General features: G+C 69.4%; 18 protein-coding genes. 11 read left to right on the forward strand and 7 right to left on the reverse strand.

The genetic code is table 11. The annotated features are described in order from the left end of the window. The first annotated feature begins 2 nt into the window (after positions 1–2). The 5 genes from cobA (at position 3) to AC1D2F_RS08090 (ending at position 4,495) form a co-directional block, all read left to right on the forward strand. Complete coding sequence (gene cobA, locus AC1D2F_RS08070) at positions 3–1,037, forward strand: uroporphyrinogen-III C-methyltransferase (RefSeq protein WP_229993219.1); 1,035 nt, start codon at positions 3–5, stop codon at positions 1,035–1,037. Positions 1,038–1,045: 8 nt separating this feature from the next. Beyond that, positions 1,046–2,257, forward strand: a complete 1,212-nt coding sequence (locus tag AC1D2F_RS08075; RefSeq protein WP_229993218.1) for a uroporphyrinogen-III synthase — start codon at positions 1,046–1,048, stop codon at positions 2,255–2,257. Positions 2,258–2,440: 183 nt separating this feature from the next. Continuing rightward, positions 2,441–3,358 (forward strand): FAD-dependent oxidoreductase, encoded by a 918-nt coding sequence (locus AC1D2F_RS08080; RefSeq protein WP_476966560.1) that lies wholly within the window; start codon positions 2,441–2,443, stop codon positions 3,356–3,358. A 160-nt stretch (positions 3,359–3,518) separates the two neighbouring features. Next, positions 3,519–4,217: a deoxyribose-phosphate aldolase gene (gene deoC, locus AC1D2F_RS08085; RefSeq protein WP_476966522.1), complete on the forward strand. Its 699-nt coding sequence runs from the start codon at positions 3,519–3,521 to the stop codon at positions 4,215–4,217. A 53-nt stretch (positions 4,218–4,270) separates the two neighbouring features. Next, entirely contained in the window at positions 4,271–4,495 is a 225-nt protein-coding gene (locus tag AC1D2F_RS08090; RefSeq protein WP_229993216.1) for a hypothetical protein, read from the forward strand. A 101-nt stretch (positions 4,496–4,596) separates the two neighbouring features. On the opposite strand, the gene AC1D2F_RS08095 is transcribed toward AC1D2F_RS08090, so the two are convergent. Together AC1D2F_RS08095 and mfd are read right to left on the reverse strand one after the other, a co-directional pair. Then, positions 4,597–5,439 carry a metal-dependent hydrolase gene (locus tag AC1D2F_RS08095; RefSeq protein WP_229993215.1) on the reverse strand — a complete coding sequence of 281 codons (843 nt, stop codon included), beginning with the start codon at positions 5,437–5,439 and terminating at the stop codon, positions 4,597–4,599. Between the two features lie 4 nt (positions 5,440–5,443). Next, positions 5,444–9,115, reverse strand: coding sequence for a transcription-repair coupling factor (gene mfd / locus AC1D2F_RS08100; protein WP_229993214.1), 3,672 nt, complete (start codon positions 9,113–9,115; stop codon positions 5,444–5,446). 209 nt (positions 9,116–9,324) lie between these two features. Here mfd and AC1D2F_RS08105 point away from each other — a divergent pair, with 209 nt between their 5' ends. The 5 genes from AC1D2F_RS08105 (at position 9,325) to AC1D2F_RS08125 (ending at position 13,560) form a co-directional block, all read left to right on the forward strand. Beyond that, the gene (locus AC1D2F_RS08105) at positions 9,325–10,890 is read left to right on the forward strand and encodes an SDR family oxidoreductase (RefSeq protein ID WP_229993213.1); all 1,566 of its coding nucleotides are present in this window, start codon (positions 9,325–9,327) and stop codon (positions 10,888–10,890) included. Positions 10,891–10,938: 48 nt separating this feature from the next. Continuing rightward, positions 10,939–11,436, forward strand: coding sequence for a DUF2505 domain-containing protein (locus AC1D2F_RS08110; RefSeq protein WP_229993212.1), 498 nt, complete (start codon positions 10,939–10,941; stop codon positions 11,434–11,436). Positions 11,437–11,440: 4 nt separating this feature from the next. Further along, positions 11,441–11,662, forward strand: a complete 222-nt coding sequence (locus AC1D2F_RS08115) for an SCO4848 family membrane protein (protein ID WP_229993211.1) — start codon at positions 11,441–11,443, stop codon at positions 11,660–11,662. Between the two features lie 111 nt (positions 11,663–11,773). Next, positions 11,774–12,217: a VanZ family protein gene (locus AC1D2F_RS08120; RefSeq protein ID WP_476966523.1), complete on the forward strand. Its 444-nt coding sequence runs from the start codon at positions 11,774–11,776 to the stop codon at positions 12,215–12,217. Between the two features lie 29 nt (positions 12,218–12,246). Further along, the gene (locus tag AC1D2F_RS08125; protein WP_229993209.1) at positions 12,247–13,560 is read left to right on the forward strand and encodes a UDP-glucose dehydrogenase family protein; all 1,314 of its coding nucleotides are present in this window, start codon (positions 12,247–12,249) and stop codon (positions 13,558–13,560) included. Positions 13,561–13,570: 10 nt separating this feature from the next. Here the strand turns inward: AC1D2F_RS08125 and sufU are convergent, their stop codons facing one another. From sufU to AC1D2F_RS08150, 5 genes are all read right to left on the reverse strand, one after another. Then, positions 13,571–14,026 (reverse strand): Fe-S cluster assembly sulfur transfer protein SufU, encoded by a 456-nt coding sequence (sufU, locus tag AC1D2F_RS08130; protein ID WP_229993208.1) that lies wholly within the window; start codon positions 14,024–14,026, stop codon positions 13,571–13,573. An 11-nt stretch (positions 14,027–14,037) separates the two neighbouring features. Then, entirely contained in the window at positions 14,038–15,345 is a 1,308-nt protein-coding gene (locus AC1D2F_RS08135; protein ID WP_364747275.1) for a SufS family cysteine desulfurase, read from the reverse strand. Positions 15,346–15,436: 91 nt separating this feature from the next. Next, the gene (locus AC1D2F_RS08140; protein WP_476966524.1) at positions 15,437–16,993 is read right to left on the reverse strand and encodes a glycerophosphodiester phosphodiesterase; all 1,557 of its coding nucleotides are present in this window, start codon (positions 16,991–16,993) and stop codon (positions 15,437–15,439) included. Continuing rightward, positions 16,990–18,366, reverse strand: coding sequence for a hypothetical protein (locus AC1D2F_RS08145; protein ID WP_229993205.1), 1,377 nt, complete (start codon positions 18,364–18,366; stop codon positions 16,990–16,992). The genes AC1D2F_RS08140 and AC1D2F_RS08145 overlap by 4 nt, the downstream gene beginning before the upstream one ends. A 56-nt stretch (positions 18,367–18,422) precedes the next feature. Beyond that, positions 18,423–19,853, reverse strand: coding sequence for a tyrosine-protein kinase domain-containing protein (locus tag AC1D2F_RS08150; RefSeq protein WP_229993204.1), 1,431 nt, complete (start codon positions 19,851–19,853; stop codon positions 18,423–18,425). A 470-nt stretch (positions 19,854–20,323) separates the two neighbouring features. Here AC1D2F_RS08150 and AC1D2F_RS08155 point away from each other — a divergent pair. Next, positions 20,324–21,331: glycosyltransferase family 4 protein (locus tag AC1D2F_RS08155; protein WP_476966525.1), on the forward strand; the 1,008-nt coding region annotated here is incomplete at its 3' end.

The following is a 21,331-nucleotide window of genomic DNA, read 5'->3' on the forward strand; positions in this document are numbered from 1 at the left end:
CCATGCAGCTCACCATTGACCTCACCGGACGCGAAGTCCTGGTCACGGGCGCGGACCACGCCGCGCGGCAGGCCGTGCGGCGCTATGAAGCGGCCGGCGCCATCGTGTTCCGCCTCAGCACGCCGCAGGGCGCCGGCATGGACGGCCCGCTGCCCGAGCGTCCGTTCCTGGTGGCGGCAGTCGACGACGGCCAGCCCGGCTGGGACGCCCTCCTGGGCCGGTGCCATGCCACCGGCATTCCGGTGGCGGCCGAGCCAGCGGCCGGCCCGGTAGGACACGTCACCCTCGTCGGCGGCGGCCCCGGGACCACCGAGCTGCTCACCATCGCGGCCGTTGCGGCGCTGCGGGACGCCGACGTCGTCTTCTATGACCGGCTCGCCCCGTACCAGGACCTGCCGTCCCTGACCTCGGCAGAGCTCGTGGATGTGGGCAAGAAGCCCGGCCACCACAAGGTCAGCCAGGCCGACATCGAAAAGCTCATGGTGGAAAGCGCCCTGGCCGGCAACAATGTGGTCCGCCTCAAGGGCGGGGACCCCTATGTCTTCGGCCGGGGAGGAGAGGAAGTCGCCTCCTGCGTCGCGGCCGGGGTCCCGGTCCGCGTCATCTCCGGAGTCACCAGCGCCATCTCGGTTCCGGCCGCCGCCGGCATCCCGGTCACGCACCGCGAAGTCAGCCACATGTTCACCGTGGTCTCCGGCCATGCCCCGCTGACTGAGAACGAATTAACGCACCTTTCCGGGCTCGGCGGAACCATTGTGGTCCTGATGGGCATCGGCACCCTGCACCACCTCGCAGCCGGACTCCGCCGGGCGGGGATGCGGGCCGACATGCCGATGGCGGTCGTCGAACGCGGCTACCGCCCCGGCCAGCGCACCACGATCGCCGAGCTGGGCACCATCACCTCCGCAGCCGCGGGCTGCAGTAACCCCGCCGTCCTGGTGATCGGGGACGTTGTCCGGGTGGCCGAGGCCAACCGGGGCTGTGCCGAGGCCACGGCAGAGCTCGACCGACTGGCCGCATCACTGATGGAGGCGTAAGGATTCCCATGAGCGCATTGAACGCCGTCGCCGCAACCTTCCCGGAGCCCGGCGCACCCTTAACCCCGTTGATCCCCGCCACGTCCGGCGCACCCGCGCCGGAACCTGCAGACGACGCGACCGAACGGGACCTTCCTTTGGACGGCTTCCGGATCGGCGTCACCTCGCACCGCCGCTCGCAGGACCTCATCGAGGCCCTCGAGCGCCGCGGTGCCGAGGTGCTTCACGCCCCGGCGCTGAAGATCGCCCCGGTCCGGGAGGACCAGAGCCTGATCGAGGACACCCGGGCGATCATCGCCGCCCGGCCCGACCTTTGTATCGCCACCACCGCCTACGGCATGCGCCGCTGGTGCGAGGCCGCGGACACCTTTGGCATTGGCGACCAGCTGCTGGAGACCCTCTCGGCCACACGGATGTTCGTCCGCGGGCCCAAAGCCCGCGGCGCCGTGCGTGCTGCCGGGCTCGCCGACGTCGGAATCAGCAGCGACGAAACCACCGCCACGCTCGTGGACATGCTCCTTGCCGAGGGTGTGCGGGGCAAGACAGTCGCGGTCCAGCTGCACGGCTACACCGATGTCCGCCAGCTCGAGCGCCTGCGCATGTCCGGCGCCACCGTCCTGACGGTCACCCCGTACCGCTGGGTCAAGCCCGACGGCGCCGACCGGCTGCCGAAGCTCATCGAGGCCGCGTGCAGTGGCAACCTCGATGTCCTGACCTTCACCAGCGCCCCCGCCGTGGACGCGATGTGGAGCACGGCGCATGAGATGGGCGTCTACAAACAGCTCGTGGAGAGCCTGAAGACCACTGTGGCGACCGCCGTCGTCGGGCCCATCACCGCGCAGCCGCTGCTCGACGCCGGGCTGCATCCGCTGATCCCGGAACGCTTCCGGATGGGCGCCCTGATCCGGCTGGTCTGCGAGCACCTGGCGCTCAACCACGTCCGCCGGCTCGACACCGTTTCCGGCAGCGTGGAGCTGCGCGGCCGCTCGCTGCGGATCAACGGCGAGGCGGTCGACATGGCACCGGCGCCCCTGCTGCTGCTGCGCGCGCTCATCGGCGCCGGCGGGGCCGTGCTGTCCCGCGAGGCGCTCTCGGACCTCCTGGAATTGCGCGGTTCCGTGCATGCCCTGGACATGACCGTCAGCCGGCTGCGGTCCGCGCTGCCGGACACCCGGCTCGTGGAAACCGTGGTGAAGCGCGGCTACCGGATCCGCGTGTAACGCAGTGGCAGAACGGGCCGCCGCGGAGGTGTGACGCACGGCATTACCGGCCGGTAAATACTGGCGAACAGGCAGGGCAAAAGCGGCAACACCCGGGAAACACCCCGGAAAAATCGGACGCCTACGCTGGGGTTCATCAAGCACACCGGCCACACGATGGCCACCCAGCGAAAGGGCCTGCACATGTCCGCTCCGGCATTGTCTCCCACCTCCGGCACGTCTACCTCGACGGCAGCCGCCTCCTCCTCCGCCTACAAGACAGCAGTCACGACGGCAGCCCGGCCCAGGATCGTCGTCGCCGGCGCCGGCCGGGCCGCCCAGGCCCTCGTCCGGCAGCTCACCCGGACCCCGTTTGCCGGCGCCATCACGGTCCTCAGCAACCGGGACGACGCCCCCGAGGAACTGCTGGAGCTCGCCGGCCTGCCCCAGGTGTCCATCCGCTTTGGCCAGCCGGCCAGCTACATCGACGCGGAAAACCGCCGCGTGACCACCGCCGACGGCATGGAATTCGACTACGACGAGCTCGTCATCGCCACGGGCTCCGCTCCCGCCGAGGCGCCGGTGGAAGGCGCCGCCCGGTGCCTGAGCTATTCCACGATCGACGACGCCGCCCGGCTGGGCGAGGCCGTCAAGGACGTCACCCGGGTCCTCGGCCGGCGCCCGCTGGGCATCCTGGTCGGCACGGGCTCGGCCGCCGGCCAGGCCGAGGCCGTCCTCCGGGCCCGCGGCGTCCGCCCCATCCGCACCACCGTCCGCCCCGCCGCCGTCGTTCCCACCATTGCCGGGTCCGTCCTGCCGGCGTCCGGCATCGTCTTCGAGGACGGCTCCAGCATGAACGGTGACCTCGTGATCCTCGCCGAGGAGCGCATCGCCCGCGACGAACTGGCCGCCACGGCCGGGCTCACCACCGCGCCCGGCGGCGGGATTGTCATCGGCCAGGACTTCCGCACCTCCGTGCCGGGCATATGGGCGATCGGTGACGCCGCGGCCTACGACGGCGTCCGGCTGGGACTGCTCGTGGCCTCCGGGTCGGCCGCGTCGGTGTGTGCCTCCCAGTTGCTTCAGGCCACCATGGGCCGGCCCCTGGCGGCCGCGGCCTGAGTGTGCGGGGGCGGCCCGGCTGGGGCGTCCGCCGGGCATGTTCCTATGGCAAGATGGTTCCCTGATAAGCCGCGCACCATGCGGCGCCGCCAGGGCCCGCAGGCCCACAAGGCCCGGGAAGGGACCGCCGCGTCCCAGGCCCGCCACGAAAGGGACCACCATGAGCCACGAAGCCGCTACCGCGGGCACGCCCAACATCGCCTCCTACATCGACCACACGCTGCTCAAGCCGGAGGCCAGCGAGGCGGAGGTGCTCAAGGTTTGCGCCGAGGCGGCCGAATACCATTTCAAGTCGGTCTGCGTGAATCCGGTCTGGGTCAAAACCGTCAAGACCGCGCTGAAGGGATCCGGCGTGCTGACGTGCTCCGTGGTGGGATTCCCGCTGGGCGCCACGCCGAGCGACGTCAAGGCCTTCGAGGCCCGCGGCGCGGTCCTGGACGGTGCAGAAGAGGTGGACATGGTCATCAACATCGCCGCTGCCCGTGCCAATGACAAGGGCACGCTGGTGGATGACATCGCCGCCGTCGCCGACGCCGTGCACGAGGGCGGGGCCATCCTGAAGGTCATCATCGAAACGGCTCTGCTGAGCGATGACCAGAAAGTGCTCGCCTGCGAGGCCGCGGTGGAGGCCGGGGCGGACTTCGTGAAGACCTCCACCGGCTTCAACGGCGGCGGGGCCACGGCCGAGGACGTCGCGCTCATGCGGCGCACCGTCGGTCCGGACCTGGGGGTCAAGGCCTCCGGCGGCGTGCGTTCCCTGGCCGATGCTCAGGCTATGATTGCTGCAGGTGCAACACGTATTGGCGCCAGCTCCGGCATCGCGATCGTCAAGGGTGAACAGGGTTCATCCGCGTACTGATCCACGCCGGCAGCGCCCACAGTTTTGAGCCCCCCGGGGCCGAGGAGGAACGAATGTCCAGCAACACCACCCAGTCCCGACGCGTTGAGAACAGCCTCGGATCCAGCATCGCCCTGTTCGTGCCGATGATGGTCCTGTTCCTCGGCGCGATCTACTCCCTGGCCTTCCTGACGCTGGACAACGTCTGGCCGATGGCCGTCTGCCTGGTCCTCTTTGCCCTCTCGTTCTGGATCCCGCAGACGCTGCTGGGCCGCTCGGATTCGGCCGGCGAAAACTAGGCTCCCCCATTCTTGATGACTGAAGCTCCGGATCTTCCGGAGCTTCAGTCATTTAAGGACCTCTGGTGCCCGGGGAGCCTCAGTCTTCTGGGGAGCGCAGCCTAGCCGGACACCAGCCCGAGCAGGCCCTTCACCAGGCCCTCGACCAGCCCCGTGCCCAGAGCCAGGGCTGCCGGGAAGTGCGCTTTGGCCACGGCCAGGCCGGCGCCAAACATCCCCACCATCGCATAGCCGCTCACCGGGATGAGGACGAACCATTCCCGCCGTGAGCCCGCCCGGCCCAGCAGCGGGATGGAGAACGCCCCGTTGGCCTTCCAGATGTTCTTGAGCAGCGGCAGTTTCCGCAGGACCTTCGGCGGCTTGATCACCAGCGGCCAGAGCAGCGGCACTCCCCCGGTGGTGATCATGTCCCCCACAATGTGCACCAGCACCCCGGTGAGCATCGAGACCGGCAGCCAGGTCCACTGGTGCGGCGCAAACCACGTCACGACTCCTGCCATGAGCAGCCCGAAGATCCAGTTGCTGATCCAGCCGTACTTGGGAAAGAGCTTCAGTGCCTTCACCGCGATGTTGATCATGAACATGCACAGCAGGCCGGCCCCGACGGACAGCAGCCCCCACTGGGTCTGCACCTGCCACTGCCCGGCGATCGTGGCCAGCAGCACGAAGAACGCCGCGCCCAGCACCGAGTGCGTGCCCTGCCGGTGGCCCCCGCTGACCTTCTCAATGCCGCGCGCCACCAGGTTGGACAGCGGCGGCAGCGCATGCGCCACAGTGCTGGCGCGGTGGTCCCAGTCGCAGACCAGCGCAGTCCCCGCCGTCGCCATGGCACCGATCACGATTCCCGCGGGATCCAGCGGGTACCAGCCAAGCGCATACGGGCCGGTCGAGGCAATGGCTACCCACGCCGCGGCTCCCGACGCGGCGTGATGTCCTCCCATCATTGTTCTATTTCACCGCTAACGGGGCGTCGGAGAAGATGTTGCGGATGACGCCGTTGGCCCACTCGAGGATCTCGGCGTCCTGCAGGTCCCGGCCGCCGATCCTGGCGGTCTTGGGCTTCGGGACAAGCACTGCGTCCAGGGCCGGCTTCGCCTGCGCGCCGGGGTACATCCGGGTGAGGCGCATGAGCTTGGACTCGGGCAGCTGCGCCGGGGAGAACTTGATGAAGTTGCCCTGCAGCGCGACGTCGGACAATCCGGCCTCGCGGGCGCCCACCCGGAACCGGGCGACGTCGATCAGGTTTGTCGCGGGCAGCGGCAGTTCGCCATAGCGGTCCACGAGCTCCGCGAGGACCTCATCGATCGCCTCGTAGGTGATGGCGCCGGCGAGTTTGCGGTAGGCCTCCAGGCGCAACCGCTCGCCCGGCACGTAGTCATGCGGCAGGTGCGCGTTGACCGGCAGTTCGATCTTCATTTCGGCGGCCTTCTCCTCGGCCTCGCCCCGGTATTCGGCCACGGCCTCGCCGACCAGCCGGATGTAGAGGTCGAAGCCGACGCCCTGGATGTGGCCGGACTGCTCGCCGCCGAGCAGGTTGCCGGCGCCGCGGATCTCCAGGTCCTTCATGGCCAGCTGCATGCCGGCGCCGAGCTCATTGTGCGTCGCGACGGCTTTGAGCCGTTCCAGCGCCACCTCGCCGAGCGGCTTTTCCGAGGGGTAGAGGAAGTAGGCGTAAGCGCGTTCGCGGCCGCGGCCCACACGCCCGCGCAGCTGGTGCAGCTGGGACAGGCCATACTTGTCCGCGCCGTCCACGATCAGGGTGTTGGCGTTGGAGATGTCCAGGCCGGTCTCGATGATGGTGGTGCAGACGAGGACGTCGAAGCGCTTTTCCCAGAAGTCCACGATGATCTGTTCCAGCCGGCTCTCGGACATCTGCCCGTGCGCCACCTCCACCCGGGCCTCCGGGACGAGTTCGCGGATCTTCGCCGCGGTGCGGTCGATCGTGGACACCCGGTTGTGGACGAAGAACACCTGGCCTTCGCGCATCAGTTCGCGGCGGATCGCGGCGGAGGTCTGCTTGTCCGTGTACGGGCCCACGTAGGTCAGCACGGGGTGCCGCTCCTCTGGCGGGGTGGCCAGGGTGGAGGTTTCGCGGATGCCTGTCAGGGACATTTCCAGGGTCCGCGGAATCGGGGTGGCGCTCATGGCCAGGACGTCCACGTTGGTGCGCATCTTCTTCAGCGCCTCCTTGTGTTCGACGCCGAAGCGCTGCTCCTCGTCCACGATCACCAGGCCGAGGTCCTTGAAGCCGAAGTCCTTGGACAGCAGCCGGTGCGTGCCGATCACGACGTCCACGGAACCGCTCTTGACGCCGTCGGCGGTTTCCTTGGCCTCCTTGCCGCTCTGGAAGCGGGACAGAGGCTTGACGACGAGCGGGAACCCGGAAAACCGTTCGGTGAACGTCTCGTAGTGCTGCTGGGCGAGCAGGGTCGTGGGCACCAGCACGGCCACCTGCTTGCCATCCTGGACGGCCTTAAACGCAGCCCGGACCGCGATCTCGGTCTTTCCGTAGCCGACGTCGCCGGAGATCAGCCGGTCCATCGGGATCTCGCGCTCCATGTCGGCCTTGACCTCGTTGATGGTGGTCAGCTGGTCCGGGGTCTCCACGTACGGGAAGGCCTCCTCCAGTTCCCGCTGCCACGGGGTGTCCGGGCCGAAGGCGTAGCCGCGGGAAGCCATCCGGGCGGAGTAGAGCCGGATCAGCTCGCCGGCGATCTCCTTGACCGCCTTGCGGGCCTTGGACTTGGTGCTGGCCCAGTCCGCGCCGCCCATCTTGCTCAGCGCCGGAGTGTCCCCGCCCACGTACCGGGTGACCTGGTCCAGCTGGTCGGTGGGCACAAAGAGCCGGTCGCCGGGGGCTCCGCGCTTGGACGGGGCATATTCCAGCACCAGGTACTCGCGCACCCCGTCGCCTCCTCCGGCCACCCGACGCTGGATCAGCTCCACGAACCGGCCGATGCCGTGCTGTTCGTGCACCACCGAGTCCCCGGCCACGAGCTGGAGCGGGTCCACGGCGTTCCGCCGCTTGGACGGCATCCGGCGCATGTCCTTGGTGGACCCGGCGGAGGTCCGGCCCAGGAGGTCCGCCTCGGTCAGCAGCGCCAGCTTGAGCGGATCCAGGACAAAACCGCGGCCGACGGCGGCGGTGGTCACCTCGATCAGCCCGGCCTGCGGGTCCGCCTCGAGGGTGTCCACCCGGGCGCAGGGGATGTCGTTGTCGTGGAAGAGTTCCGCGAGGCGCTGCGCCGGGCCTGGACCCTCGGTGACCACGACGATCCGCCACTGGTCCCGGACGCGGGAGCCGATGAAGTCCATCATTTCCGCCACGTCGCCCTGGTAGCCGCGGGGTTCCCGGGCGTGCAGGTTCAGCACGTCGACGTCGGGCAGCAGCTCTTCGTCGCTGGCCAGCGAGGTGATGGACCACCAGGAGACGCCGTGCTCCAGTGCTGCGGTGCGGGTATCGGTCAGCGAGCGGAAGCTGGCCGAGTGCAGCGCTTCGGACGCCGCAGAGGCCAAAACAGTGTCCAGCGCCAGGGGCGCGGGGCCGCCGTCGGACGCCGTGGACCAGGCGGCCTCGAGGAATTCCTCGTTGGTCGCGGCGAGGTCGTGGGCCCGGGTGCGGACCTTCTCCGGTTCGATCACCACCGAGATGGAACCGGCCGGGAGCTGGTCCAGGAACGGCACCATGGCGTCCACCAGCACGGGAGCCAGCGATTCCATGCCCTCGACGGCGATGCCGCCGGCGATCTTCTCCAGCATGTCCGCGGCGGCCGGGAGCTGGGACTTCAGGGTGGCCGCGCGGGACATGACGGAGGGCGTGATCAGGATTTCGCGGCACGGCGGGGCATGGAGTTCGGTGGGATGGTGCAGGCCGGGCGCTGTCAGCGAGCGCTGGTCGGCGACGGCGAACCAGCGCATCTGGTCCACCTCGTCGCCAAAGAACTCGACCCGGATGGGGTGGTCCTCGGTGGGCGGGAAGACGTCCAGCATGCCGCCGCGGACGGCGAACTCGCCGCGGCGGGTGACCATGTCCACCCGGGCGTAGGCGGCGTCGGCGAGGCTTTTGACGACACTGCTGAAGGGGGCCTCCTGGCCGAGCTTCAGGGTCACGGGCACCAATTCACCCAGGCCTGCGACGATCGGCTGCACGACGGCGCGCACGGGGGCCACCACGACGCGCAGAGCACCGGCGGTGGACGATTCGGGGTGCGCGAGCCGCCGGAGCACGGACAACCGCCTGCCCACGGTGTCCGAGCGCGGGGAGAGCCGCTCATGCGGCAGGGTCTCCCAGCTGGGGAACTCGGCCACGGCGTCGGCGGGCAGGAAGGCGCGCAGGGCCTCGGTCAGGTCCTCGGCCTCGCGGCCGGTCGCGGTGACAGCCAGGACCACGGGCACCGGAGAGCCGGCCCCGGCAGAGCCGGTTTCGTTCGCCGCATGCGCCGTGAGTCCGTCCGCCATTTCGGCGAGCAATGTGGACCGCATTCCGGCCGGGGCGCTGATCTGGTAGTCCTCGCTGCGGGCGGCAAACCCGCGGGCGGCCTCGGCCTGGATCCGGGCGTAATTCCGGTCTTCGGCGAGGACACGGCGCAAACCGGTGAGAGAGGGGCCGTTGAGGCTCATAGCTGTTGCTCCTGATGTGATCACGGGGTGCAGGCAACACGAATAGCCGGAATTCGTGAGAATCCCGGGTCCTCCAAGCCTACCGCGGAGCCCCGGGCCAGACCGACGAGGCTAGGCTGGCGGGAGGAGCGGGTGGCCCATCCGAAGTGCCCTGGGCACCGAATCGCTTGGTAGGCCACCCGCCAACTGCTGGCTGACAAGGAGTCACCATGAACGGCACAACAGCAACCCCTGAACCCGCCCGAACGCCTGCTCCAGCCCCGCAGGCGGTCTCCGCCAAGGCCGCCTCCCCGAAAACCGTGCTGGTCACCGGGGCCACCGGCTACATCGGCGGGCGGCTGGTCCCCCGGCTCCTGGAAGCCGGGCACACGGTCAAAGTCGTGGTCCGCACGCCGGCCAAGATCGCCGGCGTGCCGTGGCTGGATGACGTCGAGGTGGTCCACAGCAGCCTCGACGACGGCGAGGCCCTGCGGGAGGCGCTCGGCGGCGTCGACGTCCTGTACTACCTGGTCCATTCCATGGCGGCGGGGGCCGGATTCGAAGCCAAGGAAAAGGCGATGGCCGGGACGGCGGCCCGGGCCGCAGCCGCGGCCGGAGTGGACCGGATTGTCTATCTCGGCGGCCTGCACCCGGCAGGGGCCGAGCTGTCCACCCACATGCGTTCCCGTGAGGCGGTGGGGAAAGTTTTCTTGGACAGCCCGGTGGACGCAGTGGTGTTCCAGGCCGGCGTCGTCATTGGCTCAGGCTCGGCGTCGTTCGAAATGATCCGGCATTTGTCTGAGACGCTCCCGCTCATGCCGGCACCGAGCTGGGTGCGCAACAAGATCGAGGCGATCGCCGTCCGCGATGTCCTGTACTACCTCGTGGCCGCGGCGTCGCTGGAAGGAACCATCAACCGGACGTTCGACATCGGCTGCCGCCAGGTGCTCAGCTATGCGGGAATGATGCAGGAGTACGCGGCCGAGGCGGGCCTGCCGCACCGGGTGGTTCTGGCGCTGCCGGTCCCTGCCCCCAAGCTGGCCGGCGTGTGGGTGGCGCTGACTACGCCGATCCCGCTCTCCATGTCCCTGCCGCTCGTGGAATCGCTCCAGCACGACGCCGTCGCCGGCGAGCACGACATAGATGCGTACATCCGGGTACCGGAAGTCGGCCTGACCCCCTACCGGCGGGCCGTGGCCCTCGCCCTGGGCAAGGAACGCGACGGTCAGGTGGAAACCACCTGGGCCAGTGCCGGTGTCGACGCCGATCCCCTGCCGAGCGACCCGGACTGGTCCGGCCACACGGTGTACGTGGACGAGCGCAGCTTCCCCAGCGACGTGGACCCGCGGCACGTTTGGACCGTCATCGAAGGAATCGGCGGCCGGAACGGCTGGTACTCCCTGCCGCTTGCCTGGCAGGTGCGCGGCTGGCTGGACAAGCTCACCGGCGGCGCGGGGCTGCTGCGGGGCCGCCGGCACCCGCACCTGCTGGCCGAGGGCGAGGTGGTGGACTGGTGGCGAGTCGAGCGGATCGACCGTGGCCGGCTGCTGCGTTTGCGGGCCGAAATGCGGGCCCCGGGCAGGGCCTGGCTCGAACTTTCCGTGGAGCCGGAGGGGGCGGGCAGCCGCTACCGCCAGCGCGCCATCTTCTTCCCCAAAGGCCTCAGCGGCCGTCTGTACTGGCTCGCCGTGCTGCCTTTTCACAGCGTCATATTTCCGGCCATGTCGCGGAATATCACTGCCGCCGCCCGGGACCTGGAAGACCTCGAATCGAAGCCTGCCGGGCACACGACGTAGGATGTTGGAGCCCGAAACGTCCACTTCCCTATCACGGAGGACCCCCCTATGGCCCTGAGTGCATCCACTACCGTTCCGCACAGCGTTGACCGTGTTACCGCGGTTTTCGTCAATGAAGACTTCCTGCGCCACACGAGCGAACTCGTCGGCGGCACCCTGGAATCCTTCGCCCTTGACGGAGACCCCGCCGGCGCGTTCAGCACCACCACTGTGCGGACCATCCCCACCACGCGGATGCCTGACATCGCGCGGAAATTTGTCGGCGAAAGCCTGAAAGTAACCCAGCTGGAGGACTGGGAGGCCCCCGCCGCCGACGGCTCGCGGCAGAGCAAGATCTCCCTCAAGGTCTCCGGCGCACCGCTGGACGTGAACGCTGTCCAGCGCCTCGTCTCCGACGGCGGCAGCACCCGGATCGAGCTTGAGGGCAACGTCACCTCCTCAGTGCCGTTCCTTGGCGGCAAGATCGCCGATGCAGCCGAACCGATGGTCGGCAAGGCCCTGAACATTCAGTCCCAGCAGGCCCAGGCCTGGCTCGAGAGCCACTAGCGCCGTGGAGTTGCCCGCGTTCCTCGCCGTCGTCCTGGTCATTGCCGGCGTCTGGTCCCTGGTGGTCTGGCCGCAGTTCCTGCGCCGGGTCATGAAGGACCCGCGCGCCCGTGACGCCGACGGCAAGGCCACGCGCTTCCTGACCGTCCACGTGGTCCTCGTCAGCATCTCCATGCTGCTCGGGGCCGCGACGGCGGCGATTGGCGTTGCCGGGCTGATCGGCTAGCATCCGGCACACCGGCGGTAATACGACCGCCGGTGTGCCGGATTTCCTGCTCTGGCGGCGTGCTGGCGGCTAGAATCGGCAAAAAGGTGGACCGCTGAAAGGGGACGCCGTTTGCTACCCCGTCGTGCGGCTATATGGGCACTGGGCGCCTATGTGCTTGCCCTTGGCCTTATTGCGCTCTGGCCCGTTCCCGTGGACCAGGGATCGTCCGATCTCCTGATGCGGGCGCTGCGGAAGCTGCACCGCTGGGGCGTCCCCGCCTCCTTCGACTACGGGGTGGTGGAACTGGCCGCCAACGTGCTCCTGTTCCTTCCCCTGGGCGCCCTGGTGGCCCGGATCCTGGGCGCACGGCTGTGGTGGGGCGGGGTTGCCGTCGGCTTCGTCGTCTCGGTCCTCATTGAGCTCGCCCAGCTTGTCTTCCTCCCGGCGCGCTTTCCCTCGGTCGCCGACGTCGCCGCGAACACGTTCGGTGCCATGGTCGGCGCCTTCGCGGCCCTGTTGCTCATGGCATTCCACGGCCGTGTACGAAACCCGGACCCGGCACGTACGCTGTGAACTATCCACGGCGAGAGGACACGGCAGCTATGCGGATCTCGGTTATCGGTTGCGGTTATCTCGGCGCGGTCCATGCGGCAGCCATGGCCAGCCTGGGGCACGACGTTGTCGGCATCGACCTGGACGGGCACAAGGTGGCGCAGCTGTCCCTTGGCACGGCCCCGTTCTACGAACCGGCGCTGGATGACCTCCTCGCGGAGCTGGCCCACTCGGGCCGGCTGCGGTTCACCACCGACATGGCGGCCGCCCGCGGCGCCGAGGTCCACTTCATCTGCGTCGGAACGCCACAAAAGCGCGGCGAAAACGGCGCGGACCTGCGTTACGTGGATGCCGCCGTCGCGTCCCTCGCGGCCCAGCTCTCCCCCGGCGACGTCGTCGCCGGGAAATCCACGGTGCCCGTGGGAACCGCCGCTCGGCTGGCCGACGTGCTGGCGGAGACGGAACCCGGCGCCACGCTGGTGTGGAATCCTGAATTCCTGCGCGAAGGCCACGCGGTGGCGGACACCCTGAACCCCGACCGGTTCGTCTACGGGACACCGGACGGCAACGAAGAACATCCCGCGGTGGCCGTCCTGGACCAGGTCTATGCGACGCCGCTCGCCGGCGGGACACCCCGGCTCGTGCTCGACTACGCCACGGCGGAACTGGTCAAGGCGGCCGCCAACTCGTTCCTCGCGACCAAAATATCCTTTATCAACGCCATGGCCGAGGTCTGCGAAGCCACCGGGGCCGACGTCACCCGGCTGGCTGATGCGATCGGGCTCGATGAGCGGATCGGACGGAAGTTCCTGAACGCGGGCATCGGATTCGGCGGCGGCTGCCTGCCCAAGGACATCCGGGCGTTCATGGCCCGCGCCGGTGAGCTGGGGGCGGACCAGGCGCTGACGTTCCTGCGGGAAGTGGATGCCATCAACATGCGGCGCCGGACCCGGGTGGTGGAACTGACGCGCGAACTGTGTGGCGGGTCCCTGCTGGGCCAGCGGATCGCCGTGCTGGGGGCGGCTTTCAAGCCCGAGAGCGACGACGTCCGGGACTCTCCCGCGCTCAGCGCCGCCGCGCAGCTGCAGCTGCAGGGCGCCGTGGTGACGGTCACGGACCCCCAGGCGCTGGCCAACGCCGCCAAGCGCTTCCCGGAGCTGCCGCTCGAGCCGGATCTGGACACGGCGCTGCACAGGGCCGACGCCGTGCTGCTGCTGACCGAGTGGCAGGCCTACCGGGAGCTTGATCCGCACGCGGCCAAGGCGCTCGTGTCCGCGCCCCGCATCCTGGACGGCCGCAACGTCCTGAATCCGGCGAAGTGGCGGGCCGCCGGTTGGATCTACAAGGGCCTGGGCCGGCCGTGACGAGGTGGGCTCAGGCTGCCAGCGCCTGGCCCAGGGCGTCTTCCGCGGCGACCCATGAGAGCATGGCGCACTTGACCCGGGCGGCATAACGGGACACGCCCTCAAACGCGGCGGCGTCACCCAGCACCTCCGGATCGGCCGGCACCTTGCCGCGCGAACGCAGCACTTCGCGGAAGCTGTCAATGACGGTGCGGAGCTCCCCGACCGTCATGCCCTCGGCGAGGTCCGTCAGGACGGACGCCGAGGCCATCGAGATTGAGCAGCCGTCGCCGTCCCAGCGCAGCTCGCTGACCTTCCCGCCGGCCACGGACACCCGGACCGTGATTTCGTCGCCGCAGGTCGGGTTCAGCTGGTGGGACTGGCCGCTGCTCGCGCCATTGGGTGCGTCCGCGGCGGCGAGGCCACTGCCGTGCCGGGCCTTGGCGTGTTCCAGGATGATCTGCTGGTAGAGCTGGTCAAGACTCATGGATGTCCGTCCTAGGCTTGGAAGTAGGCACGGACATCGGCGACCGCGTTCAGGAACGCGTCCACATCGTCCGTGGTGTTGTAGAGGTACGTGCTGGCGCGCGTCGTCGCCGTCAGTCCCAGCCTGCGGTGCAGTGGCTGGGCGCAGTGGTGACCGACCCGCACGGCGATGCCCCGGCTGTCCAGGAACTGGCCGACGTCGTGTGCGTGGACGCCCGCGACGTCGAACGCCGCCAGGCCAATCCGTTCCTGCCCCGCCGCGGGACCCAACACCCGGATTCCGGGGATGGATCCCAGGCCCTGCACCAGGCGCTGGCCGAGTTCGGCTTCCCAGGCGTGGATGCGGTCCATCCCGGTTTCGCTGAGGTAGTTTACCGCCGCGGCGAGCGCCACCGCCTGCGAAATGCGCTGGGTGCCGGCCTCGAAGCGTTGCGGGCTCGGCAGGAAACCCGCCCGTTCCATCGTGACGGTGGTGATCATGGAGCCGCCGGTCAGGAACGGCGGCATCGCGTTCAGCAGCTCCGAGCGGCCATAGAGGGCGCCGATACCGGTGGGGGCGAGCATCTTGTGGCCGGAGAACACCGCGAAGTCGACGTCGAGGGCCTTGACATCCAGGGGCAGGTGCGGCGCGGACTGGCAGGCATCGAGCACCACGAGGGCCCCCGCGGACCGGGCCAGGGCAACCAGGGCGGCCACCGGGTTGATGGTGCCCAGGACGTTGGACGCGTGGGTGAACGCCAGGACGCGGGTGCGGGGGCCGACGAGGCCGGCGGCGGCCGCCAGGTCCAGGGCGCCGGCATCGTCGATCGGGATGAACTTCACGACAGCGCCGGTCCGGGCCGCCAGCTCCTGCCAGGGGATCAGGTTGGCGTGGTGTTCCATCTCCGTGACCACGATTTCGTCGCCCGGGGCCAGGGCGAACCGGGCCGCTTCGGGTCCGGCGCCGGGCAGGGACGCGTTGAGGAAGGAGTACGTGAGCAGGTTCAGGCCCTCCGTGGCGTTGGAGGTCCAGATGAGTTCATCCCACTCCGCGCCGACAAAGTCCGCCACTGTTTCCCGGGCGTTTTCGAAGGCCTCGGTGGCCTCGACGGCGAGGTGGTGGGCCCCGCGATGGACCGCGGAGTTCCGCTGCTCGTAGAATTCCTGCTCCGCCTCGAGCACGCTGAGCGGGTTCTGCGAGGTGGCCCCGGAGTCCAGGTAGACGAGGGGCCGGCCATTGACGTGCTGCTGCAGGATCGGGAAGTCGTTGCGGATCCTCAGAACCTCCTCGTTTCCGAGCACAGCGGCAGAGCGGCGGAGGTGGGCTGGGGTGGCAACCATGGCGGAGACTCCTGGATCGGCGTTCGCTGCGGCGTACCCCTGCCGGCCGGGCAGCCGGCGGCACGAAATACGTCACACAGATTAAACCTAATTATCCCACGTTCCCGCAGCCCTCCTGCGCGGCCACCGCGCGGACCCGCACACCGCGGAACTCGACGGGAGGTCCGGCGTCGTAATTCTTCCGCAGGGTCAGCCATGCCCCGCCGTAGCGGGTGTCTTCGGCGGAGACGTTAGCGCCGGAGGTGCCGCCCCCGTCCCGGCGGACGCTGATGTGCCACGGCCCCAGCGTCACCACGAACTTCATCCACTCCCCGGGCCGGGGCGCCGGGCTGCCGGACTCCGCGAGCCGGACCGGGGCCGCGGTGCCGGCGTCGTGCCGGTAGAGCGCCAGCGTGCCGTCCCCGGCGACGTCCAGGACATAGCCGGGAACTTTCAGGGCGGACCCCGGACGGTAGGGCGCGTCGGAGTCCTGGCCAAAGGCCACCCCCGCGCCCGGGCCTGCCCCAGGGAGTCCGGACGGCCAGCGCAGCTCGAACTCGATTTCCCAGTCCGGGGAATCAACCGCCCCCGCCAGGGAGCCCAGGACGTAGCCGGACTTGTCCGGGCTGGAGATGCTGAGGGCACCGTCGGCAAACGCCGGCTGCCCATCCCAAACGGCGTCGGCAGCCCACGGCAGATCGCCGGTTCCCCGGCGGCCGGCGGAGAAGCCGTCTTCCCGGAGCGGTTCCTCCTGGTGCAGGACATAGCGGATGTTGGAGCAAATGAAGCCCCGCACACCCAGGTCCTGCAGGCGGGCGTGCTCGCTGCGACGGTGCAGCTCCCAAGCGAGCACCGGCTTGCCGGAGGCGACCATCTGGCGGATCATCGCCTCCGGCGCGTTGTGGTGGATGCCGAGCAGGTCCGCCCGCGGGATGAGCCCGGCCACCTTGTCCTGCTCCCGCGCCGTGAGGTAGCCGAAGGTGGTGTAACCCCTGGCCGCCGCGAGCTCATGCCCCCGCGACGCGGCCGGCTGCTTCCACACCACATGCTCCCGGGCCCCGGGATAGTTCTCCAGCAGGGCCAGGATTTCGTCGGCGTTGGTCCCGGGCTTGTCCTCAAGGAAGATCACGTGGCTGGCGGCGAACGCGTCCAGGACGTCGGTGAGGAGCGGGATGGGCTCCAGCGGCGTGGCCGGGCCGAGCCAGGCCCGGGCGTCATTGCGCAGCGGCTCCAGCGCGGCGTAGGGCGCCCGGGCGATGGTCAGGTCAATGCCGGTCAGCCGCTTCGTGTTCAGATCGTGGTGGCAGACCAGCACGCCGTCTTCGGTGGCGGAAACGGACACCTCGATCGCCTTCAGCCCCGCTGCCGCCGCCCCCTTGTAGGCGCGCATCGTGTGCTCTGGCCAGTTGTCCCCGGAGCCCCGGTGCGCGACGAAGAACGACGGCGCCTCGAGCAGGTCCGCGACCGTGAAAGGCCCTTTGTCCCCCGGCGCCGCGACCGCACCCGCCGTGACGAATTCCTTGGCCGCGGATGCCGCCGGGACGATCGGGGGCCGCGGCCGGGCCGTGGCCCCCGGCGCCGCGGAGTTTCCGGGGCACGAAGAGCAGCCTGCCACGCCCAGCACCGCCCCTGCTGCGGCGAGGCCCAGGAACTGCCGCCGCGCGATCACGGCGATCCTGCGCCCGGCAGATTCGCGGGGGTGAGGGCCGAATTCTTCACGGAGGCTTGGGCCGGGGTTTCGGCCGGGGCTTGACCAGTGGTTCCGGCCCGGGCGCGCGCGGGGGCTGTGGCGGGGACAGGCGGCGACGCCGCACGGCGGGCCTCGTCGGTTGCGATGACCACCATGGCCAGCACCGTCCAGACGACGATGCCGCCGGCGGAACGCGTGGCCAGGGAGCTGTATGTCTGTGGAATGACCAGCGCCATGATCCCGGCCAGCGCCAGGCCAGGGTAGCCGGTCCTCATGCCGCGGAGCACCAAGACTGCCATGGCACCGAAGTAGAGCACGGCGAACAGGAGGCCGAAGTCGATGCCGTACATCAGGATCGGATTCTCGAAGCTCGTTTGCAGCCCGGCCTGGACCGCCACCCGGTAGCTGGAGCCGATCCCCTGGCCGGCCACGGCGTAGTCGTTCCAGCGGCTGAGGAAGTACTCGAGGGCGATGCTGCGCGCCTCACTGGACCCGGTGTCGTTGGCAACCCGCGCCGCCACGCCGGCCACCAGCGGGGATTGCATGATGGCGGCGCCCACTCCCGTCATCACCAGGAGCATGGCCGTCTTGACCCAGACAGGCCGCCGGACAAAAAGCACCACCACCACGGTTGCCACGGCCAGGGCCACGAGTCCCACGCGGGACTGCGAAATCAGCACCGCCACGGCCATGAGTCCCAGCAGCCCGGCCTGCAGCCACTGACGTGACAGGCCTGCCACCAGTGGCGCCGCAACACTGACAACGAGGGACAGGGCGAGCGGCTGGTCCAACGTCCCCATCCAGCGCCCGGAGTTCCTGGCGAACCAGTACTGGGTCTCGAATCCTGCCTCATAGAACAGGACATTGCCGCTCAGCCACTGCGCGACAGCCACGGCACACGCGAGGGCAACGAGGCCCAGGAGCACGGTGCGCAGCAGCACCACGAGTCCGCCGCCGCGAACGGCTTCGGCGAGCAGCAGCAGGAAGAACAGCACCGGCACCACAATCTGGTCCACCAGCAGCACCATTCCACCGCCATTGCCGGACGTCGATGTGGCCAGGTACGCCGCCACGATGACCAGGCCAAGGACCAGGAACAGCAGGAAGTGACGGCCCAGGACAATCCTGACGCTGGCCGGATCGTGAAAGAGCCGGACCAGGAAGATGCAAAGCACCAGCCAGGTCGCGGGATGGACGGACACGGGGCCGGAGGACACTCCGGTGAGCGTCGCGGCCCCGATCGCCGGCACCAGCAGCCACAGCCCCAGCACCGCAGCCAGTGGCACCCTGGCGTGTTTGCGGCAGAGGAAAGCCGCCGCGAGGGACACTCCGATCCAGGCCGCCAGCTGCATTTAGGCCACCCGGCCGGACGTCACGATCCGGCCCGGAACAGCGACGCCGTCCACCCTCACCTCCGGCCGGCAGAGTGCTTGACCGGTGCCGGTTCCGCGGGCACCGCCGGGGGCGTCACCTTGGCTCGTCGGATCGGCCTGCGGAGCCATGCCCGGGGCTGCTTGCGCCCTTCGGACAGTCGGAGCGGAAGGGCGTTCAGCACAGCGCCCGCCACTGTGACCTTGACCAGATCCAGGTTCCGCAAGGACGCGCCCAGCAGTTCGCGCGTCACGCTCCGGTACCGGACCACCAGCACTGTGAAGTCCGCTTGCACGGCCAGCAAGGCCGCGTCGCTGAACGGCTGCATGGCTGGCGCGTCGAGGATGACGCGGCTGTAGCTGCCCCGCATCTCGCCGAGCGCGGCCGTCATGGCCCGGCTTGCCAGAAGTTCTGTGGGGTTCTCGGGAACAGAGCCGGCAGCCACAATGTGCAGCCGGTCGCTCGCCGTTTTTTGGATGACACCGTTCAGTCCGGCCCGGCCGGCGAGGACGTCGGTCAGGCCCATTGTGTTGCCAAATTTGAGTTCCGACGCCAGCCTCGGGCGCCGGAGGTCCGTTTCCACCAGCAGGACTTTCTCCCCCGCGTCGGCCCAGGCCCGGGCCAGCATGAGTGCCACGGTGGTCTTGCCCTCCCCTGCCCGCGCCGAGGAAATGAGCACGACGCCGGAGGCCGGCAGTGCGGGCAGATGGTCCACGTTGGTGCGGAGCCGGCGTGCCGCCTCATCGAGCAGCGAGGCCGCGCGGCGATCCAGGATGCCGGAGAACTTGCGTGCGTCTGCGCTGACCGGGACGCGGGCCAGCAGCGGCAGCCCGGACGCGGCTTCGACATCTTCGGGGGTCCGGAGCGTGTGGTCCGCCATCCGGCGGGCGACCGCGATGGCGATGCCGGCGCCGAGGCCAAGCAGCGCGCCCAGACCAAGGTTCAACGAAAGTCGGGGGGACACCGGATCCGTGTCGTCCGTCGGTCCCGCCACCACGTTCAGGACGGTCTGCCCGCCGCCGCTCTGGGTCCGGCCGGCTTCAACGTCAGCCAGGGCCGTGTTGAGGCCGGAGACGATCTCGCGGGCGATCCCGAGAGCTTTGGCCTGGTCCGGCATGCTCACGACGACCGTCAACATCATGGTGTCCTGGTCCGCCGAGGCGCTGACGCTCTGCGCGATGTCCGCTGCCGACAGGCCGGTGGAACTGCTGCTGACGAGCTTTTCCACAAACTTGTCGCTCTTGACCAGGCTCGCGTAGGAGGCGATGCGTCCCCGCGACAGTTCGAGGGACTGCAGGGACGACTGTCCCGTTGCCGGCGGCGACACGACGTAGAACTTGACGGCGCTTTGATACACCGGCGTTGCCGTCGATGTCACGCCCCAGGCGACTCCGACGCCCGCCAGCAGGCACACGAGCACTATCAGCCAGCTCCGCGCAATTGCGCGTCCGTACTCAGACAGTTCCAAGCGAACCCCCCATGCGGCCACCACGCCGTGCCTGCAGCGGCACGGTCCTTCATGGTCCCTTGACGCCCCATTATTGACTGCGACCGCGCCGTGCGGAAGCTTTTTGGTTCTGTGTCTTTGCGGCCGGTCCCGGCGCTCAGGCCTCCCGGTGGCGCAACGAAGGTTGCTATGCCGGCGGACCGACCTGGCTTAGGGCCTGAATCCTAGCCAAATTCCGGCACCGGCCGTAGTCTTTCCCTAATCAGGACGGACCGTCAGGTCCAGCAACAGTTTGGGCGTCAAGTCCTTGGAAACAGGACTTGGACTCAGGTCCTGACGGCAGGTCTCAGCAACAGGTCTCAGTGGCGGGGTCCCAGCAACGGGCCCCGGGGCCAGGCCCCGGTGGCCGGACCGGTGTTCCTGCGTCAGCAGCGGCCCCGGTCCTTTGTTCAGGGTTGCCTTCCGCCGCGGTACCGGATCGAGGGGGCACGATGAAGACTAACGGGGAGCAATTCTCGGTACTAGTGGCGCACCCCAGCGCGGACCTCTACGGCTCCGACCGGGTGCTGCTGGAAACCATTGACGGGTTGCACCGCAGCGGCGCGCGCGTCCTGGTGGCCTTGCCGTCGCCGGGGCCGCTCGTGGCAGAACTCAAGCGCCGGGGCGCCGCGGTCATTCTGTCGCCGACGCCGGTGCTGCGCAAGAGCCTGCTGACGGCACCTGGACTGGCGAAACTCGCGGCCGCGTCTGTATACGGGCTGCTCCGCAGCATAGGTGTGATCCGGGGCGCGCGCCCGGACGTCATTCTGGCAAACACCATCACTGTCCCACTGTGGACGGCCGCGGGACGGCTGACGGGGGTCCCGGTGGTCACCCACGTCCATGAGGCGGAGGCCAACGCCCCCCGGGCTCTCCGCGCGGCCCTGGCCCTGCCGCTGCTGCTCTCAAGCGGGATCCTGACGAACAGCCAGTTCAGCTCCGACACACTGGCCTCCGCGCTGCCGGCGCTCCATGGCCGCCCGAGAGTGCTCTACAACGGCGTCCCCGGGCCGGACGCGCCGGTACCGCCACGGCCGGACCTCCAAGGCGGGCTCCGGATCCTGTACGTCGGACGGCTGTCCCACCGCAAGGGCGTGGATGTGGCCATCGACGCGCTGCTGCGGCTCCGCAGCGACGGCGTGCCGGCCAGCCTGTCCGTGGTGGGGGCGGTCTTCCCCGGCTACGAGGACTACGAGGCCGGCCTCCGCAGCCAGGTCCAGGCCCATGGTGCCGAAGACCACGTCACGTTCCATGGTTTCCAGAATGTGGTCTGGCCGTTCCTTGCCGAGTCCGACGTCGTGGTGGTGCCTTCCCGCCTCGACGAGCCGTTCGGCAACACGGCCGTCGAGGCGGTCCTGGCCTCCCGCCCTGTCATCGTCAGCAACACCTCGGGCCTGCGGGAGGCCGCGGCCGGTTACCGTTCGGCGCAGTTCGTCGAACCCGGCGACGCGGGCGAGCTC

The sequence above is a fragment of the Arthrobacter sp. P1_B3 genome (genome assembly GCF_056406615.1).

What these genes read in the sequence shown, in the direction of transcription:
- AC1D2F_RS08080 (WP_476966560.1), top strand. Translation starts at nt 2,441, where the DNA reads ATGTCCGCTCCGGCATTGTCTCCCACCTCCGGCACGTCTACCTCGACG.
- cobA (WP_229993219.1), top strand. Translation starts at nt 3, where the DNA reads ATGCAGCTCACCATTGACCTCACCGGACGCGAAGTCCTGGTCACGGGC.
- mfd (WP_229993214.1), bottom strand. Translation starts at nt 9,115, where the DNA reads ATGAGCCTCAACGGCCCCTCTCTCACCGGTTTGCGCCGTGTCCTCGCC.
- AC1D2F_RS08110 (WP_229993212.1), top strand. Translation starts at nt 10,939, where the DNA reads ATGGCCCTGAGTGCATCCACTACCGTTCCGCACAGCGTTGACCGTGTT.
- AC1D2F_RS08145 (WP_229993205.1), bottom strand. Translation starts at nt 18,366, where the DNA reads ATGCAGCTGGCGGCCTGGATCGGAGTGTCCCTCGCGGCGGCTTTCCTC.
- AC1D2F_RS08075 (WP_229993218.1), top strand. Translation starts at nt 1,046, where the DNA reads ATGAGCGCATTGAACGCCGTCGCCGCAACCTTCCCGGAGCCCGGCGCA.
- AC1D2F_RS08105 (WP_229993213.1), top strand. Translation starts at nt 9,325, where the DNA reads ATGAACGGCACAACAGCAACCCCTGAACCCGCCCGAACGCCTGCTCCA.
- AC1D2F_RS08095 (WP_229993215.1), bottom strand. Translation starts at nt 5,439, where the DNA reads ATGATGGGAGGACATCACGCCGCGTCGGGAGCCGCGGCGTGGGTAGCC.
- AC1D2F_RS08125 (WP_229993209.1), top strand. Translation starts at nt 12,247, where the DNA reads ATGCGGATCTCGGTTATCGGTTGCGGTTATCTCGGCGCGGTCCATGCG.
- AC1D2F_RS08090 (WP_229993216.1), top strand. Translation starts at nt 4,271, where the DNA reads ATGTCCAGCAACACCACCCAGTCCCGACGCGTTGAGAACAGCCTCGGA.
- AC1D2F_RS08135 (WP_364747275.1), bottom strand. Translation starts at nt 15,345, where the DNA reads ATGGTTGCCACCCCAGCCCACCTCCGCCGCTCTGCCGCTGTGCTCGGA.
- sufU (WP_229993208.1), bottom strand. Translation starts at nt 14,026, where the DNA reads ATGAGTCTTGACCAGCTCTACCAGCAGATCATCCTGGAACACGCCAAG.
- deoC (WP_476966522.1), top strand. Translation starts at nt 3,519, where the DNA reads ATGAGCCACGAAGCCGCTACCGCGGGCACGCCCAACATCGCCTCCTAC.